Below are 18,384 nucleotides of genomic sequence, written 5' to 3'. Positions count from 1 at the left end.
GGTATCTTCGTTGAGGGTAATGGGTGAATCGGAGGTTGAAGTCGTCAATATCGCAGCAGTGGGAGATCTGGGTTCAGAAGTAGATATCGAGCAGTTGCCCACGATTCTGAGCTCCCTGTCTCGAATTTCGACCTGAGTACAACGCGACCTTTCTCCGATTCGAAGAAGATGGCGAGTTGGTCATCCTGTATACCTCGGGCAAATACAGTCTCCGTGGGGGCGACGAATTCGACAATATGCACCGGGTGAACGACCAGTTCCTCTCCTATCTCGACGAACTCGGTCCGGAACTCGATGATCCTAATGTAGAACTCAAAAACGTCGTCGCAGTCGGGAATCTCGATAGAGAAATCAATCTTGTGGCACTGATGATCGGGTTGGGCTTGGAAAAGGCAGAATACGAGCCCGAACAGTTCCCTGGGCTCGTCTATCGACCCACCGAGAGCCGTTGTGTGATGCTCGTCTTCGCGAGCGGGAAAGTCGTAGTAACGGGTGGGAAAACACGAGAGGAGGATCAGGAGGCGTTCGACCACCTGAAGGCGAAAGTCGAGGAATTCCTGTAACTCGATCTCCGATTGTAGTCTAGCATGTATCACCCTCGTCTTCCGCAACTTCAGAAGGCCATATTGGATTCTCTGGGCGCGGGATCTCCTCTACCAAGTCCTTCTCAAACTTCGATGCTCTCCAAGCGATGACGTTCTCCTTCCGCTGCACGTACTTCTCATCGGTGTCCAGCCAGCGAGCAATATCCTCGTAGCTGTGCCCTCCACATAGTAGTACCAGCAATGCGAAATCGAAGCGGTCTAAGTTACTCTCGTTTGCATCGGCGTCGATACGGTCGAGGAATGCTTCCTCAGCCGCTTCAACGAAATGCATCAGTATATTATACAGCTCTTGGTCGTCGAATCCTTCGAAGTCAAATCCATCAGTAATGTCGTAATTGCCGGGGTTGCTTTCTTCGACATCCCACCGGAGGTCCTCAAGATTCGCTCTATCACAGCTCCGAAGGGCATTCAATTGATCTTCCTGTTCTCGCTCCCAAGTTGTGATCGTATCAGCGATTGCTTCGGACTGTGCATGATCGATATACGGCTCACACCCCCGCTTTGCGATAACCGACTCGATGTTCTTTCCCGAGATTGCCAGAAGGACGGACGCACACCGGTCTGTCTGCTCAAGAATATCTGCAACTTCTCTGCGGGATTCGAGTTCGTTGAGCCCAGCACGTGTCTGTGCATCGTGTACAAGGTTGTTGCGGCGGTCTTTGACATCGACAAGTGAGCCGTGGTCACCACCGGTCAGTATCTGTATATCACAGAGTTTCTGCAGCCGCTTTGCGTGACCCATGCTCCGAACGTGTTCAGTGATGCTATCGAGACGCGCTTCCTCCCGAAAGAGTTCATTTAGGACTGTTTCTGTCGTTAGCTCCTCGATGAGCGCTGAAGCGAGGAGAAGATACGAAAAGAATGACCGTTCAATCTCGCTATCGATTTCATCCGCCGAACGGAGTTTCTCGGCAATCTCGTCGCGCTGCTCAAGGTAATATTCGAGGACGTTATCTGAATGTCCGACTAGAGAATTCTGACGTTCTACGTATGCAACTTGTAGCAGTAGTTCCTTCTTGAAAGGAGTATCCTCGCTCAACTCTTTGCACTGCTGAAGCGATGTTGTAGGGAGATGTCGAGTCAGATAATCGATGTCATCGTAGACTAGCGGCGTATTCGTCGGGCAGTTATCTACGATTGACTGGAAGTCATCGTCATCAGACAATTCACTGAGTGCAGCTCGAATTTCATCGACACTTAGTGCTCGGAGATCCTCAGACTCGTCTGATTCATCTCCGGTCGGCACGACACGGTAGGACGCATCCGCGTCCCCAACTATGACCACTGGCCCCTCAAGATCCAGAACCTGATATTCACCGATAGGACTCAGAGACACCGAGTCAGAATCTATCGTGAAGGATATACCGAAGTCAGTACCGTCGCCATACACGCGTTAAAACAGCAAAGGGCTCTATTCGACTTGGGCTTCGTACTCGTCCCAAAGCGTATCGATGTCCGTGCCGGTCTCCTCTGAGATGTGACGCAGCAGCTGCGCCTTATTCTCGAAGCGCCGGAGCTGGCCCTTTGCACTCATACTAGCTTGTAGTAGCCGCCGCCGTAATAAATCGCAGGGTGTATTTCTCAAACAGAGGTTGTCACTCAGATCTGTCGATGAGGACGATCGATTCGTCACTGAGCTCGTCCAATTCCTCCTGAACGGTCCGCATACGATTCAAAACCGTCTTCGCTTCTGAGAGCAGTTCGGATACGCGATCTTCGGTCGGACGATCATCAGCGTCGACGACGGCAGTCACTTCGTCGGTGATCGTTGCGTTCGGAATCTCCTGACGAAGTTCCTCTGCGACGCGTTGCAAGTCCGCCCATGCACCACCGCCTGTTCTGGGATCGTCCGCTTCATCGATGAGCTGCTGTACTCGCTGGAGTGACGGTGGTCGAGATGAACCGAGCACGGTCTCTACAGCTTCGGTCGTCGGCGAGTCTGGATGCTCCGCACGAAGGGTGTCCCCCGCCGATTCGAGCTGTGCCCACGGACTCGGGTCACCATCGAGGATTTCGTTGACGTTCTCGTATGTTTTGGCCTGCTGTCGGACGCTGGAAGCGACGAGTGCTGCTTCTTCAATCTGGTCGCCAGCCCACGCAGTCTCGAACACCTCCTCGATGCTGTCGAACGAAACGCCACGGAACGTGTCTGTGGCGTCTTCGAGCAGCGCTCGAACCGACGATTCGTGCTCCTGCACCCACGTCGTGAGATCTCCACAGATTGCCGTTGGGTCTGATTTGTCCACCGCCTCAGCAGTGATTCGCCGGTACTGATCTGAGAGGACGTCGACGCGGTGACCGGTCGCGTCGGCGATCCGGGTCGTCAGCGTCTCCTTCGTGGGCACGGAACTACTTTCGGCCGTGGTCTGCATTCGCGACGTGATCGTTGCGCTGGGGTACAACGACTCCAGCAACTCCAGCGTCTCCGAAAACTGCGCCCAGAGCGATTTCTCGCCCTCTTCGACGGCGTCCGGCCGAACGTGGTGAGGCCGGGCTTGGGAGTCGAGTGAAACGAGTCTCCCAGTGAACAGTTCACGCGCGTCTGCGAACGTCTCGGCATCCGACTTGACGCCATCCTCGACGAGATCCGAGGTGGTGATCTCGCCACCACTGTACGCCGGCGACAGTGCGCTTTCGAGGGCATCCAGGGAAACGTCGAACTCGCGGGAGACGCCCTTGAACGTCCGTTTGACGAGGACGCTGTGTTCGTCGACCCAGGTAGCGAGTTCGTCGACCCATGCGTCCGGGTCGTCGCCGTCCGGATCGTGACCGAGGACAGTCGACACAACTGTTCGGATTTCCTTCGGATTGATCGTATCGACGCCGAACCGCACCTGCAACGAGGTGAGGCCGCTCTTCGTACGCACCTGGCGACCGATCGCTGCTGGATCGGTAACGTAGTCGGTGTCCTGTTTGAGAGCAACCTTCTCGTTGGACGTGGCGAGCGTGATGAGCAACGCTGCCATCGACTCCTGGGGCGTCCCTCGATAGTCTCCGTTCGCCGTCCGGGTTTGCTGGAGTAACGTCTCGACGTCGACTGCGCTCTGTTGTTCGTATTCGTCGATGAACTCCCGGCACCACCCACTGCTACCGATAGTTCGATTCGACGTGTCCACGCCCAACATGACTGCATCGCTATCGGCGAGCGGCCAATCGCCGCTCCCTCTGAAGAACTTCGCTAACCCCTTCGCATCGTCGACCTCGACGAGCGGGCGGGACAGTACCTTCCGAGTCGACCCGAACACGGACTGAACTTGGTCTTCGACGGTGTCTTCGAGGACACTCGGTCGCTCTCCACGGTACTCGTGAACCGTATGGACTGCTGCATTCTCGAGGAGATCGCTCACCGAAGACTCCAGTCGACGTTTGTCGGTTCGATGTTCTCGTTCGAGTTCCTCGTGTGTCTCCGTCTCTTCGTCGAGAACCTTCCCCATACCGAGGACGTTCCGTATCCTGTCGAGCGTCGTCTCGGGCACCTCGATTGCGATGAGAATGTGTTCTCCACCGGCTCGGCCGTCGTTTACGTCCTTCCACGTGCCGACCTGATCAGTAACCGTCTCTGGATCGTCGGCCAGCACCCGGATCCGAACGGCATCGAACTCCGTCGTTGGCGCTCGACCAACTGGGTCGAGGATGGAGTACTCGTACCGGAGCGGGACGAGCCGTTCGTCGCCGACGTCCGCTTCGTGAAGGCTGCTATCGCTCCGGAAGAAGCCGTCGTTCTCTCTGAGTCGCGTCTCCAACCACGCGGATAGCTGATGCGGCGAGATTTGCTCGGCTTTGGTCTGGGCTCGACTGAGAATGCTCTCCTGTTCTTCCGAGACCAGCGTGTATACTTCGTCACCTTTGTCGTTCGTTTCAGTGAGCACCTTTCGCTTGTCGACGAGCGTATTCAGCGCCGACTCGGTCTCTTCGACGCTTTCATCGACAGAGGCGTGGACGTCGTCGAGCATCAGCCGACCCAGGTTCTCCGGCGTCGCTGGAACGGCCGGCGTCTGGTTGAGGAGGTACAGCGCTTTCGATACTCGGACCTCCCAGGCGTTCTCATCGCCGTCGAAGGTCGGGATCAACGTGTTGTCCAGCATCTCCTGCACCCACAGCGGGACATACGTCGTCTCCTCGACCAGGAGGTCGAACAGTTCGTCCCACGTGACGAGCGCACCCTCCTCGGCTGTTGCCCAGTCGAACTTCGTGAACAGCGACCGAACCAACACGAGCAGCGCTCGTCCCTGGATGTAGTCCCGATCCGTCGCCCTCCCCTGAGTGATCAACTCCTGCATCACCTTTCGGAGCAGCGTGAGATCGTACTCGCGGAAGGGATACGACTCGACCGGATCCGGGTCGGCGCTGCCGACTGGCGAATACGTTTCCAGCGACAGATCGGGCATCGATGAAACGAGTGACGAGACTCGCTCACTGCCCGAACTGTCCTTCTGCAGCCACCGCTTCCGGACGATGATCTCCGTGTCAGCGCCTTCGAGTGGGACCTGCTGGTGTGTCCAGTGGTCGTCCGCCGGCTCACCGATCAGACTCTCACGTGTCGCCGGGAGCGAGTACTGCCCAGTCGTGACGACGACCGGATTCGGGCCGTGTTGAAGCGCTTCCATCGTCTCCTCGAACTCGCGGTAGCGATGCCGGCTATCGCCGACGAACAGCGCAACCTCGTCGAGTCCGAGGAGCAACTCGGTCCGGGGACCGCCTTCGTTCAGTGCGTCGGTGACGGTCTCCACTCGCTGTACCAGTTCTGCGGGATCGAACGACTCGGGATCGACATCGTCCTCCGCTCGCTCGATGGATGCTTTGACGCCAGCTTTACTGTCGAGCTCGGTGCCTGCTGTCTCCGTCAACGACGGAAGTGCTTCGTAGAGCCACCGACGTAGGGATGCCCGTTCTTCGAGAACGTCCTCGAACGTCTGGCCGTCGTGCTCGGCGTCGGTGAGCGCGTCCCAGACACCGTCGTATTCCATATCGACGGTCCAGGCCCACTCGAGCAACCAGTTCGGGTCTGTCGGATAGCCGAGTTCGCGACCGATCGCCTCGAAGATGAGGAACGGAAGCGGCGGTTCTTTCGAGGCGTCCCGATCGAGGAGATTCAGGAAGACCGGCTTGAGGCGATCGACGTGTGAGTCGTCGATCGAGCGGGCAAGGTTGTCGAATCCGGGCCACTGCTGAGCGAGTTCGTCACCCAGATGTGCGAATTCCGATTCACTGTCTGCAACGAGCCCGATGAGTTTCAGGAGGTGGGTTTTCCCTGATCCGAAGGTCGCGTGGAGATAGAGAAAGCGTGCTGCTTCTCCGGGATGGGTTTGGATGACCTCTCCGAGCTCTGTAAGTACGCGCTTTGCACTGTCAGTCTCGTGGAACTCTGCGACGTCGGTCGCTGCGCGCTCTCGCGCATTGACCTTCTGGACTTCTTCGAGTTGTCGTGTCGGATCGCTACGGAATAGCTCATTGATACTCATTGTTGGAGATGCACCTCCTGGACGGGACCCGGAATCTGGTGCGCTGGATAGTAGTGTCGTGGTTCTCCGTCGAAGAAACTCAGCTTCCCGCCGACGTCATCACCGGGGTACATTACACCGATGGTAGACCTGACGTTGCGACGGTCGAGTTCGTCGAGGAGCTCGGACGCACGAGTGAACGGATAGAGGCTCCCGAGGTTGAGAAGCAAGACGACGTGTTGTTGCGTTTCCAGCCGGTCGTCGTCGATCTCGTTCGTGATCATCTCCTCGACGAGCTCCTCCGCCAACCGATCCTGCATCGTCTCTTCAATACGCTCAGCGGTCGTCTCGCCACCCAGTGCCACCGAGAGATTGTAGACCTGCGTCTTCGGGAGGAGTTCGTCGAGCCAAATCGGCTGGACCGTGACCCCTTCATCGACAACTGGCGGTTCTTCTGCGTCCGTCGCCCATCCGCTGAGTCGGTCCGCAACCCGGTGTTCGATTGATGGATCGACCGCTGCGATCACGAATGGATTCCGGATGCCGGCTTGCCCATCAGCGAACGTACACAGCTTCTCTTTGAAGGCGAGATACGGTGAGTCAGTCATCGAATGATCACCCCCGAATCAGCCCGCTCTACATCCAATTCTCTGCTCTCGACGAGACGTTCGAGGCGCTGATCGATTCCCCGTCGGTCGTCCGGGAGAACTCCGATTTGATCCACGTCGCCGGGTGTCCGGTCGCCGACGATTGCAGAGAGGCGACCGAGTCTGGATTCGAGTACGTCGACGTCGTCTTCGGTAGCGTCTGTCCGAGGTTGCACACCAGCGATGTCATCTGCCGCCGAGGCCAGCGTATCTTCGTCGTCCGAGTTTAGTGCCGTGACTGCCTCGTCTACGGTTTCGTACCAGCGCCGAAGCTCACGAAGCGGCGTGATGTAGGTCCGCTCGAAGGCGACATGCACACTCGACGGGAGTTCCGTTGCAGGAACGACCCACGGATGTTCCTCCAGCCGCTCCACGAATGTAGCGAGTTCGTGCTCATCGACGTACGCGTTCCAAGAGCGTTGGAATTCGGCGCTACAGTCGGTAGCAGTCTCCCCAACCAGGACTTTCCACCCATCGGTCGTCCACCAGCTCCCATCGAACGCATGGAGCGCATCACGCTGCTCCGCAACCAATGACTGCGCCTTCTCATCGATCCATTCGAACTCACGGTCACCGACGGCCAGTTGTGCATCGAAGCGGTAGAGCGACAGGAGCCGTCGATTCCAGACATCTACGACTTCGTCGAGCCATTCCTGTCCGGCGTTCGTCTGTTCAATCGCATCCCCCAGTCCGTCCCCCTGTGACCTGACGACGGTGAGCCGGTCAGCGGTTGCATCGATACGCTCTGATAACGCTTCGACGAGGCTGTCGAGCAAACCGGCGACAGCGTCCGAACGGATATCCGTGTCTGCGACCAATTGGACGTCCTCTTGGAGACCAGTGAGCGCCGAACGGAGCTGTGTATTCGCGTTCTGGAGGTTAATCAGTCCATCAGCGACAGTCTCTGTAGTCTCCTTGAATCCTCCATCTTCGAGCAGTTTCCCAATCGGTTCACGTGGAAGGAGTTTCAGTCTCGTCGTCGATAGCTGGCTCTGATCGAGAACGACTTCGTTTGCGAGGGTGTTGCCGTCTTCGTCGACAGGAACGAGTCGACCTTCCCGACAGAACCCCCAGATGATGGCACACAATGCAGGGCGGGCCTCGTCGTAGAACGGCTTTTCGTCGGTGATCCCATCGAGGACCGTGTTCATGTTGAGGCCATCGTCCTTGTCCCTCAGCTGCCGGCCAGTGAGCGACAACACGTTTCGCTGAATGCTTTTCTTTCCTTGCCTCGCGGATGGATCCGAGGAGGGGACCTGTATCGTATGTGCCCACGCTGGGAGTGGATCGTCAGTGGAAAGCTCGGCGAGTTCCTGCAGTCGGTCGTCGGTCACCTGGAGCATCATCGGATGGAAGTCGTCCGGATATCCGACGTCGACGGCAGTTTGCACTGCTTTCGCGAGACTCCCGATGTTCGTTCGATCTTTCACCGTGTAGGAGCCGCTCTGCATCGCGCTGACGAGTTTGCTTCTGACAGCACTCGCCCGCCGGTCGAGATCGCGTTCAACAGCAGGTGGGACGGTGTGTGTCGAAATCGCGTCTCGAAGCGCCCACCACTCGACGATGTGCTTCCGAAGGTCGTCGAGTCCGTCAGTGTCGATCTCCCAGTACAGCGTTTCTTCATCCCCATCGTCTGGCGAATGAGCGGGATGGACGCCCTGCACTGCAATGGAGACTTCTAACCCTCCCTCGGCTTCCCTGGTCGTCTCGAATCCGACTCCGTCGAGACTAAATTCGTATGCGACGGGATATTCGTCACCAGATTCACTATACGGAACGGATTCCGGGAGGGAAAGATCCTGCATGATCCGTTCCCAGAGATGCTCGTCCAATGCGTGGAGAATAGCATCCCAGTCTGGGTTCTCCTCGTTTGCCTCGGTATCGTCGTAGATGAGGCGCTCTTCCTGTGTGGCGAACCGATATCTCGCACCGGATTCGTCCTCGGTCGGCCGGATGAACTTCTGGAGCCGCCCCAGCGACTCCTCGACTCGGTTTTGCGTACTGATCCACGACCGACCGTTGAGATCGGACATCACGGAGACGGCGATGTTCCCCTCGTTCAGTGGGACGATATCGTGGACGTGCTGCAGCAACAAGACCGCTTTCGCCACGTCGAGATCGAACGCTTCCAGATTGCCATCCGCGACTTCGTCTGCGATACTTCTCCCCCCCTCATGGGACTCATTCGCTCCAGCCTCGTCATCGTCGGGTAGCTCTCCGATAACTCGAACGTCTTTCTCGAGGGTCTCCTCCAGCTCTGGTTTGATCAGTTCATAGAAATCGACCAACGTAACGACGTGGTCAGGTTCTCCGTCTTCAACCCAACTCTGGAGGAGATTGTGCATGAGCGCGAGAATCGCGCGAGCGGTCCCCGAGAAGATCGATTTTGCTGGATCGGGGGCTTCCTGCCTGAGATTGAACAGTATCTCGAGGAACAGCGGCGCGTGATAGGGAAGGAATGGGTAGAACTCGACGAGCTCGTCGTCGTCGATGCTGTCGAGTGGCGGTTTCGTATTCTGCTTGATTTCGTTGTAAACCAGTGATTCGGTCGGTTTCACCGAGGCCTCGTCGAGTACCTCACGAACTCGGGCCTCGCCTCGGTCGGATTTCTCGAACAGACGCCGCTTTGCGATGTCGCCTACGTGTTTACTGGGTAGCTGGTAGCGGTGCGGGAAGCGGTCTTTGACGATACTAAAGTCGGCACCGTGAGCGGCGAACTTCGGCTGGACGTCTTCGATCTTGGCTTGTGCAGTCGCAACGAGCTGGATGTCGCCATCACCGATGTCGTCGATGTTCTCCGCGAGCGTCTGGAGTTCAGTCAGGCGCTCGAAGTCCGTCCCGATAAAGAGACTCACCTCGTCGAGAAGCAACACCAACTTCACCGGCTTGCCTAACTCGTCCTCCCGCTCTTCACGCAGTTGATTCAGCCGTGTCACCACTTCCTCTGGATCGATATCCGACGGTCTGAGGTCCGTGTACCCATCACGGGTTTCGTTGACCTCCTCGAAGAGTTTGGGTAGAACCACATCTGCGAGCGCACTGTAGTTCTGGATATCCTTCCAGAGATCCTCTGAATCCCAGTCGTATCCACCGCTCTCGGCAGTAACGGTTTCAAGCACCGCTTGTGCACGAGTCTGGCGGTCAGGCCATGCTTCCGTCGTCCGGAACCACTTCTCGAAATACGCGACGTCAAGCTGCGAGGAGAGTCCTGTCGAGATCTCATCGTCGACGCCGGTCAGATCGGGGTCCTGATGGGCGTGTCTGAGAACGATCTCGCTGAAACTTCGCTGCTTTTGCCCCTGGTATTTCAGGAGATTAACCGAGACAGGGATGACGTAATATTCCTCGTGGATGTTCTGCCAGTGCGCACGCAGTTGGTCCTCGCTGGCATCTTCTGTTACTTGCGTAAGGTCATCCCAGACCTCGCTATACTGTCCTTCGAGCCAGTCGGTGTCGAGCAGTCCGTCGAGGACGGTCAGAAGATGGCTCTTTCCGCTGCCGTAATAGCCGTAGAGCCAGTAGTTCGACCCGGTACGCATATCGTCCGCCTGTCCGAGCATCCGGTCGACGAAGTCTCGAATAAAGCGTTGGGAGTCCGCCGTTACGTGGTACGACTGGATGGCCCGCTCGCGATGATCGCGTTCGTCCCTGTCGATACGGACCGATTCCTCGAAATCGTCTGGAAGGTCTTCAAACCAACTCGCATCGACCATCAACTGTCACCCCCATCCTGTACCCACGAATATGTTTCTTCACTGGGGCGTAGGTCGAGGTCTCCGTGGAGTTCGAGATATTCCCAAGCGGTGGTGGTGGCAGCACGGTCGAACAGTTCTTCCCAGCGCTGCTCCGGTTGGAAGAGGTATAGCAATCCTCGAGGGGCTGTAATCCAATCTTCATCGCCGATCTCGAACGAATAGTCCAACGCAACTAGAAGTGGTATAGTTCCTACTGAAGGAGAATCCCCTTCTACTGCTTGTTGTCCCTCGAGAACACCGATTTCACGCATTACGGATCTGATCCCTTCGCACCAGCGTTCCGTCGTCGATTCTGCGTACTCGAAGCTGCTACCATCGGAATAGGTGAGGTTGCCGAGGATCGTTGAAAGAGTCTCGTTCGAGAAGTCCAGTGGGTTCGGTTCGCCTCGAGCTACACGAGCACTGTATTCGTGGACGACGTACCGAACCAAGCTATCGTCAGAAACAAGGTACAGATAGAGGATCTGTGCCTTGTCTCGGGACGTGTCACACTGATCAAACACCTGGGGGAGAACACTCGGGTTCGGGAGAGCCGTTGGTGCATTTTTGAACCGCGATGTCAGCACCCGATAGATTTTCTGAGAACTCCCCCGTGTGCTCCGATTCGAGAGGCGCTCGTCGAACCAGATCTCCTTCACATCGTTCCAGTTCCCCTTATCTGCGTAGAGCTGAGCCAATTCCTCAGCCCGATCGACGAGGAGACCGCACATCGTGAGATCCATGTTGACTTCATCCGGCGAAAGTTGTCCAGACAAAGATGAGAGAGGAGCGTCACCTCCATCGGATATGAGGGTCATACGTTGGTAGACTAAACCGACCCACTTTATATTTCGTCTATCACCGATGGCCCGATTATTGCCGATGCTGTGGTCAGATTAGCCTATTTGGACTTGGTGAAGATTCCTAAACTGTCTCCAACTGAGCGGTGAATTTGTCTGAGGAACTGGGATACACTGAGAAGGTATCATTCATCTAATTACTGTTACCAAGAGTGAAGTAACAGCCTCGTCATCGTACAGGTTGTTCGATGGATTCCACGCTTCTCACCGGTCCAAAACATTCACTTCTGGAAGAGCAGGCGTTCCAGAAAGCCGACACCGTTGCTGGTGATTCGCTCGGTAGTATTCTCTACATCACGCGAAACGACGCTCGACGAGGTCACGTCGAAGATGCGTGGGCAGATACACACCGTCCACTTCGCCTCCGAGCCGAGACGCTCGACGCAGTCGTCCGTGACTGGTACGAAGCGCTCGACGGCCCAATCGCGAGACTCTCCGGGCAGGTGAACCGTCGTCTCACGGAATACGCTCTCGACCAGGCGACCAAGAGCGAGGGGAGCATTCTTGCAGGCGAGCCAGCATCTGCGGCACTCGCGGACGGTTTCAGTAGTCGCTTCTCGCTGTTCGATGACGCTGGCGTCTCTACGGCTGAGGAACTCGCAACCGAATTCGACGGATCAGAGCTCGACGAACGAATTGCGACGGCGACTGTCGATGCCTATCGATCCTATGGAGTGCTTCATCGCGACCACGTCGACGAATGGACCGCGACACGTGGTGAGATCTTCCAGGCCGTCGCGACTGCCGACGCTGATCTAGCAGACCTCTCGCCAGAACTCGACGCCGTCATACTCTCCGGCTATCACGAGTTCCGACCCGTCGAACGTGCTGTGATCGAGCGGATCGTCGATGCGTTCGATACGATCGCGATTCTCCCGCTCCACCAGCACGGCGACGGGGGCGTCGACAGTGTCACCGTCGATGGACTGGGGGTCTACGAGGAGCTGGGATTCGAGCGGAACGTGGTCGAACCACAGCAGGGTACTGCTGTCGACGTCGCCACAGTCACGAACGCGATGTATCGCCACGACCCCGGTGACGTACCGACGCCAGAGACACTCCGCTGGCGGGAGTTACCGACGCCGGAACGCGAGGTTCGATTCGTCGCTCGCGAACTCCGAGCGGAACTCGCTGACGGTCGCGATCCGGACGACCTCGCGGTCGTGATTCCAGGCACCGAGGCGTATGCGGGGTACGTCGACGATGTCTTCGAGACCTATGGCATTCCCCACGTGACGACCGCTGCATCCCAACTGGATCGGACCTTTGCAGGGAGCGTCGTTCACGATCTGCTTCGTCTTGCCGAGCAGGACCCCCACGCTGAGGATTTGACATCGCTGCTGGCGAATCCACTCGTCGACTTCCTCTCCCGAGAGCACGTTGACGCTATCACGGCAGCTGCTCGACGCCGCGACACTGTCGCGCTCGATCCGCTGCTCGACGACATCGACGACGACGCGAGGAGACATATTGAAGACCTCATCTCGTCGCTCGGTACGCTCCATACGGGTGACATCGAAACAGCGCTCGACGTTTTCCGCCGAGTGCTGGCTGACGACTTCGAGCTCGAATCTGCAGTCGAGAACTATGCCGGCGGGACGACACAGGCGACGGAGCAGCAAGCATACGCCGTCGTCGACGAGGTTCTCAGTTCATTTGAATCGATGCAATCTGTTTCCAATGATCTCTCGCCACTGGCGTTGCTCACTCGGGCGTTCGATGGCGTTCCGATTCGTGTTCCTCAGGGTGCTGCCAGCGGTCACGTCGAGGTTCTGGGGATGCTCGACGCGCGGATGCGCTCGTTCGAGAACGTCTACGTCGTCGGGCTCACGACTGAACAGTTCCCCGTCTCACCGGAACGACCGGCATTTTTCGACGAGATGACCGACGCCCATCCTCGGTTCGACACGGGTGACGAGCGCCTTCGAGGCCGCTATCTTTTCGCGACACTCCTCGCGAACGTCGATGAAGTCACACTCACAACTCCAGCATCGGGCGATGATGAATCGGCAGTCGTCCGCTCACCGGTACTCGATGAACTACAACGAGTGACCGGTATCGAACCAGTAGACGGTCTTGACGAGCGCATCGGCTCCCGTGAAGACCTCCAGCGTCGCCTCGCCGCTCACGCACGTCGGCGAGTTGCTGTCGATCACGCCGGCGAGCAGGGCGACCTCACACCCGACCAGACGAAACGAACTGACCGGGGCCTCAGCTGTGCCGAGAATCGAAGCGATCCAGATCTCACATCTCACGATGGCCTTCTCGATGCAGACACTGTCGATGCGGTGTATCCTCCCTCTAAGCGCGAACCCTACAGCGCGAGCCGAATCGAACGGTACGTCGAATGCGGGTTCAAGTTCTACGCGGAGAACGTTCTCGACATCGAGGATCCGGACGACGTCGAAGTGACGCCGACGCCGCTCGAGACCGGTAGTTACGTTCACGACGTTCTCGAACGCTTCTATGTGGAGCTTGCGGCGGAGTCGAGCGAGGAACTCGATGTCAGTGCATACGAGAGAGACGAATTGGAAGATCGTCTCCTCGATATCGCACTCGACGAACTGGCGGACGCCGACTTCGAGTACGACGGCCTGTTCTATGAACGCTGGCTCACTGAGTTGTTCGCCGGCTTAGGCGACTCTGAAACGAACCCGTACGCGGGCAGTTCGAGACCGCACGAAGCACCCGAGAAAGGGCTGCTCGCGACGTTCATCGAAGAGGAACTCATGCGAGGCGGCGATACCCGACCGCGCTGGTTCGAAGCCCCATTCGGTGACGGATTACCTGATTCCGACACGGGACCGTTCGAGGTTGAACAACCTGACGGGTCGACCGTTTCGATCCGTGGGTACATCGACCGCGTCGACGAGGGTGGTACCGACGAACAACCGGAATTAGCGCTGTACGACTACAAGACGGGACGCGCACCGTATATGACCAAGACGACGGGCGGGACGAAGTTCCAGCTCCCGATCTACCTCCTCGCTGCGGAGGCCGTCTTGAGTGAGGACGATCTCGATGACGCTGCACTGTCCGCGACGTACTACCAAGTCCGGCCGCCAAACGACGTCAAAGTCCCACGCGGTGTGGAATCGAAGTTCGATTCACAGGCAGAGCTACGTCGATTCTTGGACGAAGTCGTGCCGGAGTGGCTCGGTCAGATCGACGACGCCATCGCGAATGGCCGGTTCCATACGACGCTGTTGTCGAGTCGGGGAGCGAATTGCAGCTACTGTGACTATCGTCGCGCCTGTGACGTCCGCCACCATCGGAAGCGCGAGCGCGTCGACCACGCACGGGGAGACGAGTCAGCGTATGTTCCGTTACGCGTTCAGGACGATGCGGACCTCGAGGCGGTGATGAGCGATGACTGATGAAGACGATGCAATTCAGCTAACCACCGAACAGGAAGACGCACTCGTTCAGGACCGGAACGTAGCCATCACCGCCGGCGCTGGGACCGGCAAAACGACGACACTGACTGAGCGATACGTCACCATTCTCGAAGAGAATCCGTCACTCACCCCTGAGAACATCGTCACGATCACGTTCACGCGAAAGGCCGCGGCGGAGTTGACCGAACGCGTCCGGACGGAAGTCTACGACCGGCTCGCTGCCGAAGATTCGCCGGAGGGATACCATCGGTGGCGAGACGTTCTCGACGAACTCGAAGACGGCTACGTCCACACGATACACGCATTCTGTACCCGACTGTTACGAGAACGTGCCGTCGAAGCGCCAGTCCCACTCGGGTTCGATGTTCTCGACGAGGACGGCGCCGCAACCCTTCAGCGAGAAGTCGTCACGGAGTTCCTCGAAGGAAATCAGAGCGACGAGGACGTCGCGCTGCTCGCCCAGCTCTGGGGACGAAGCCAACTCGTCGACGTATTGACTGGGTTGCTCGACGAGCGCCCACAGAGCGAGGCCGTCCTCGAACGCTGGCGAGATGCTGACGTCGAAGAGTACGTGGACGTCCTCTGGGAGACTGTCTGTGACCTGGACGCCGATGACGCTCGTGAGACGCTCTACACACACGGCGTTCTGGAAACCCTGCGAGAACTGGCTGACCGGCTCCCCGCGGGTGCCGACGTTCAGGACGAGGACGGCTTGCGAGCGTATCGGACCTTCGAGGACATCGCGACGACGCTTCCGGAGTCTCCTTCGGAGAGTGATCCCCGCAGGTGCCAGCGCGCGATTCTCGACCTCTACGAGGTGTGTGAGAAGAAGAGCGGTGGACTCTACAGTAGTTCAGGCTACGTCGTCGGGTCTCGGGAGGACTGGCACGAACACGGTGACGTCTACGACGATCTGAAAGACGCTGTCGACGTGGTAATCGGGGCTGTCGAATCCCACGAGGACGCTGTCGACACGACGCCGGGCGAACTCGAGGAGAACAGTGCGCACTACGCGCTGGCGCTGATGCGTGTTTTCGATGGCGTTCTGGAACGCTACGAGGCCGGGAAGGACCGTCGAGATGCGCTCGATTTCCCCGACGTGATCGAGACCGCGATTTCGTTCCTCCGTGAGAATGAGGAGGTTCGTCGCCGTCTCCAGGACACGTTCGCGGCGGTAATGGTCGACGAGTTCCAGGACACGGACGACCGGCAGTGGGAGCTCGTGAAGCTCCTCACCGGCGTCGACGAGGAGACGGCGACGAACGTGTTCCTCGTCGGTGACGAGAAACAGAGTATCTACGCCTTCCGCGGCGCTGACGTCACGACGTTCGGCGCAGCACGGGACGAACTGCAGTCTGTAAACAGCAGTCTCGGGCTGGACGAGGTTCCCGACAGCGACGTCGAGAGCCCGACCTCGCTCGAACTCTCGGGTAATTTCCGGACGCTTGAGGCCCCTCTCACGTTCTTGAACAGACTCTTCGATCAGTTGTTCCAGTCCGAAGACGACGAACATGCGCCGTTCGAAGCGCCGCCGCAACCGCTCACTGCGAGACGAGACCGAGTCGAAGACATCGAGGGACTCGACGGCAGTATCGAATATCTCGTCGTCCCTGACGACGCAGAGACGGCAGCGACGCTCTTCGGTGACGACCACCCCGTCGCTGAGGGAGCGTTGGACCATACAATCGAAGCAGAGGCACAGGCACTCGCAGCCCGACTGACGACCCTCTTTGACGACCCGCCGCTCGTTCAAGACACGGATACTGGTGAGCACCGTTCCGCGACCCCTGACGACGTGGCAATCTTGCTCCGTCGGCGAACACACCTCGACCGGTACCAGCGAGCCCTCGAAGCGTACGACATCCCGTATACGGTCATCGGCGGTGTCGGGTTCTACGATACGCCCGAGGTGCAGGCGCTCACGAATCTCCTCCGGGTACTCGGCGATCCGACGGACGACATCTCTCTGTACGGTGTGCTCCGATCACCCCTATTCGGGTTTACCGACGACCGGCTCGCCCCCGCAATCGCACGTGCAGACTCGATCTGGACGGCCTTGGAAACGACCGATGATCCACAGCTTACGGACGCGTTCGAGCTGCTATCGAACTGGCGTACGCTGAGTGGGTGTGCGGAGCCGGGAGAAGAGGGCGTCCTTTCGTGGAATCGCGTCCTCACGCGCGTCATCGACGATACCGGGTACCTGACGAGTGTCAGTGCCGACGAACGCGGCCAGCAGGCAGTTGCGAACGTCGAGAAGTTCCGTGATCAGGTCCGAACTTGGAGCGAAAACGGCGTTCACACGACTGCTGGGTTGCTACATCGGATCGACCGGCAGGCAGAAATCGATCCACGTGAGGGTGAAGCGGACATTCCTGGCGATGCCGAGGGCGTTCGAATCATGACGATTCACTCCTCGAAGGGACTAGAGTTCCCGATCGTTACGATCCCGGATATCGGAAGCAGTCTGAACTTCGGGCGAAGCGTCGACGACTACGGTTACGTCCGACTCGTGGAGGGAACTACAGATGCGCCACCGCTTCCCGCTGTCGGCGGTCCGCATCCCAGAGACGCCTTCTCGATCGAGAAGACTGCCGTCCACGAGTACGCAGACCGGCTCTCACTGCCACAGGAACGAGCGGAGGCGAAACGCCTCCTCTACGTCGCTTGCACTAGGACTCGCGACCATCTCCTGCTGTGTGGAACACACGACATCGGGCGTAGCGAGTCTGGAGACATAGAACTCGGCGAGCCGGCGGCATTCGACGAGGCTGACCGCTGGCGTGACTGGCTTCAACCCCACCTCCTCGAAGATGGCGAACTCTTAGGCCAGGCTGTCCAGAACGGCGACACTCGTGGTCAACTCGGTCGGGCAGGCTATACGATTCGAACGCCGCCACACCCGACGGACTGGGCATCCGACGAAGACGTCGACGAAACGATGCCGGAAATATCGATTCCGTCACCTCCCGAGCGCGACGCTGGGATCCGTGTGGCCGCGACGACGCTCGTGAACGAAGTGGCCGAACACTCCGGTGACGGACACACCTACGCAGCGGGTGAAGAATCACCAGGCCTCAGCCCGACCACGTTCGGAACTGTCGTCCATCGACTGAACGAGCTTCGCCCGCCGAGAGACGAGTGGGAATCGTTCGTCGAACGGGTGAGTCAGATGGCCGGTGAGGAACCGACAGCGGACGACATCCACGCAGCAATCGACCACGCAGACGACGCGATTCGGTTCGTCGACGACCTCGAGGCTTCGGGTACTCTCGAAGCAGTCCACGATGAGTACTCGGTGATGGCACGTCTGGACGGATCCAGAATTGTCGGCGATATCGACCGCCTGCTCGTCACGCCAGACCGGTATCACATCATCGATTACAAGACCAACGACCTTTCAGCAACGACATCGGGGAACCTGGCGGCACATTACCGGCCACAGATGCTCTCGTACGCGCTTGCTCTCTTCCAGCACGATCCGAGTCGACGAGTTCGAGCCTCTCTCAGATTCACCGACGCCGGCGTCGAAGAACGATTCGAGTGGGAGTCAGACGAATTGGAGGACATCAAGTCCGAGCTACGTGAGATGGTCGGTCTGATGATGTAGTCGATTGGCTGAGAGTAGAGTCCACGTTTTCATCTCTCAGTCGGATTCTATTTCGAAGGCTTTCTCGAGCAGTTCGATTACTTCTCGGT

At 58.2% G+C, this 18,384-nt stretch carries 9 protein-coding genes; 3 read left to right on the top strand and 6 right to left on the bottom strand.

Annotation, left to right across the window (positions count from 1 at the left end):
- Positions 1-245: 245 nt before the first annotated feature.
- A complete protein-coding gene (locus tag IEY28_RS20635) occupies positions 246-563 on the top strand; it encodes a TATA-box-binding protein (RefSeq protein WP_220639441.1) in 318 nt (105 codons plus the stop codon).
- 19 nt (positions 564-582) lie between these two features.
- On the opposite strand, the gene IEY28_RS11115 is transcribed toward IEY28_RS20635, so the two are convergent.
- The 6 genes from IEY28_RS11115 to IEY28_RS11095 form a co-directional block, all read right to left on the bottom strand.
- A complete protein-coding gene (locus IEY28_RS11115; RefSeq protein WP_188997393.1) occupies positions 583-1,995 on the bottom strand; it encodes a hypothetical protein in 1,413 nt (470 codons plus the stop codon).
- A gap of 21 nt (positions 1,996-2,016) precedes the next feature.
- The gene (locus IEY28_RS20765; protein ID WP_267638762.1) at positions 2,017-2,139 is read right to left on the bottom strand and encodes a hypothetical protein; all 123 of its coding nucleotides are present in this window, start codon (positions 2,137-2,139) and stop codon (positions 2,017-2,019) included.
- Positions 2,140-2,200: 61 nt separating this feature from the next.
- A complete protein-coding gene (locus IEY28_RS11110; RefSeq protein WP_188997391.1) occupies positions 2,201-6,067 on the bottom strand; it encodes a hypothetical protein in 3,867 nt (1,288 codons plus the stop codon).
- Positions 6,064-6,654: a BREX protein BrxB domain-containing protein gene (locus IEY28_RS11105; protein WP_188997389.1), complete on the bottom strand. Its 591-nt coding sequence runs from the start codon at positions 6,652-6,654 to the stop codon at positions 6,064-6,066. The genes IEY28_RS11110 and IEY28_RS11105 overlap by 4 nt, the downstream gene beginning before the upstream one ends.
- On the bottom strand, positions 6,651-10,406 hold the full coding sequence (locus IEY28_RS11100) for a hypothetical protein (RefSeq protein ID WP_188997387.1): 3,756 nt from the start codon (positions 10,404-10,406) through the stop codon (positions 6,651-6,653). Before IEY28_RS11100 ends, IEY28_RS11105 begins: the two co-directional genes overlap by 4 nt.
- Positions 10,406-11,245, bottom strand: coding sequence for a BrxA family protein (locus tag IEY28_RS11095; protein ID WP_188997385.1), 840 nt, complete (start codon positions 11,243-11,245; stop codon positions 10,406-10,408). Before IEY28_RS11095 ends, IEY28_RS11100 begins: the two co-directional genes overlap by 1 nt.
- A 230-nt stretch (positions 11,246-11,475) precedes the next feature.
- Here IEY28_RS11095 and IEY28_RS11090 point away from each other — a divergent pair, with 230 nt between their 5' ends.
- Both IEY28_RS11090 and IEY28_RS11085 read left to right on the top strand, forming a co-directional pair.
- Complete coding sequence (locus IEY28_RS11090; RefSeq protein ID WP_188997383.1) at positions 11,476-14,664, top strand: PD-(D/E)XK nuclease family protein; 3,189 nt, start codon at positions 11,476-11,478, stop codon at positions 14,662-14,664.
- Entirely contained in the window at positions 14,657-18,295 is a 3,639-nt protein-coding gene (locus IEY28_RS11085) for a UvrD-helicase domain-containing protein (RefSeq protein WP_188997381.1), read from the top strand. The genes IEY28_RS11090 and IEY28_RS11085 overlap by 8 nt, the downstream gene beginning before the upstream one ends.
- The last annotated feature ends 89 nt before the right edge of the window (positions 18,296-18,384 follow it).

The organism is Haloarcula pellucida, from assembly GCF_014647235.1.
Lineage (GTDB): Archaea > Halobacteriota > Halobacteria > Halobacteriales > Haloarculaceae > Haloarcula > Haloarcula pellucida.
The sequence above is the reverse complement of the archived record's forward strand: the minus strand, read 5'-3'. Positions and strand labels throughout refer to the sequence as shown.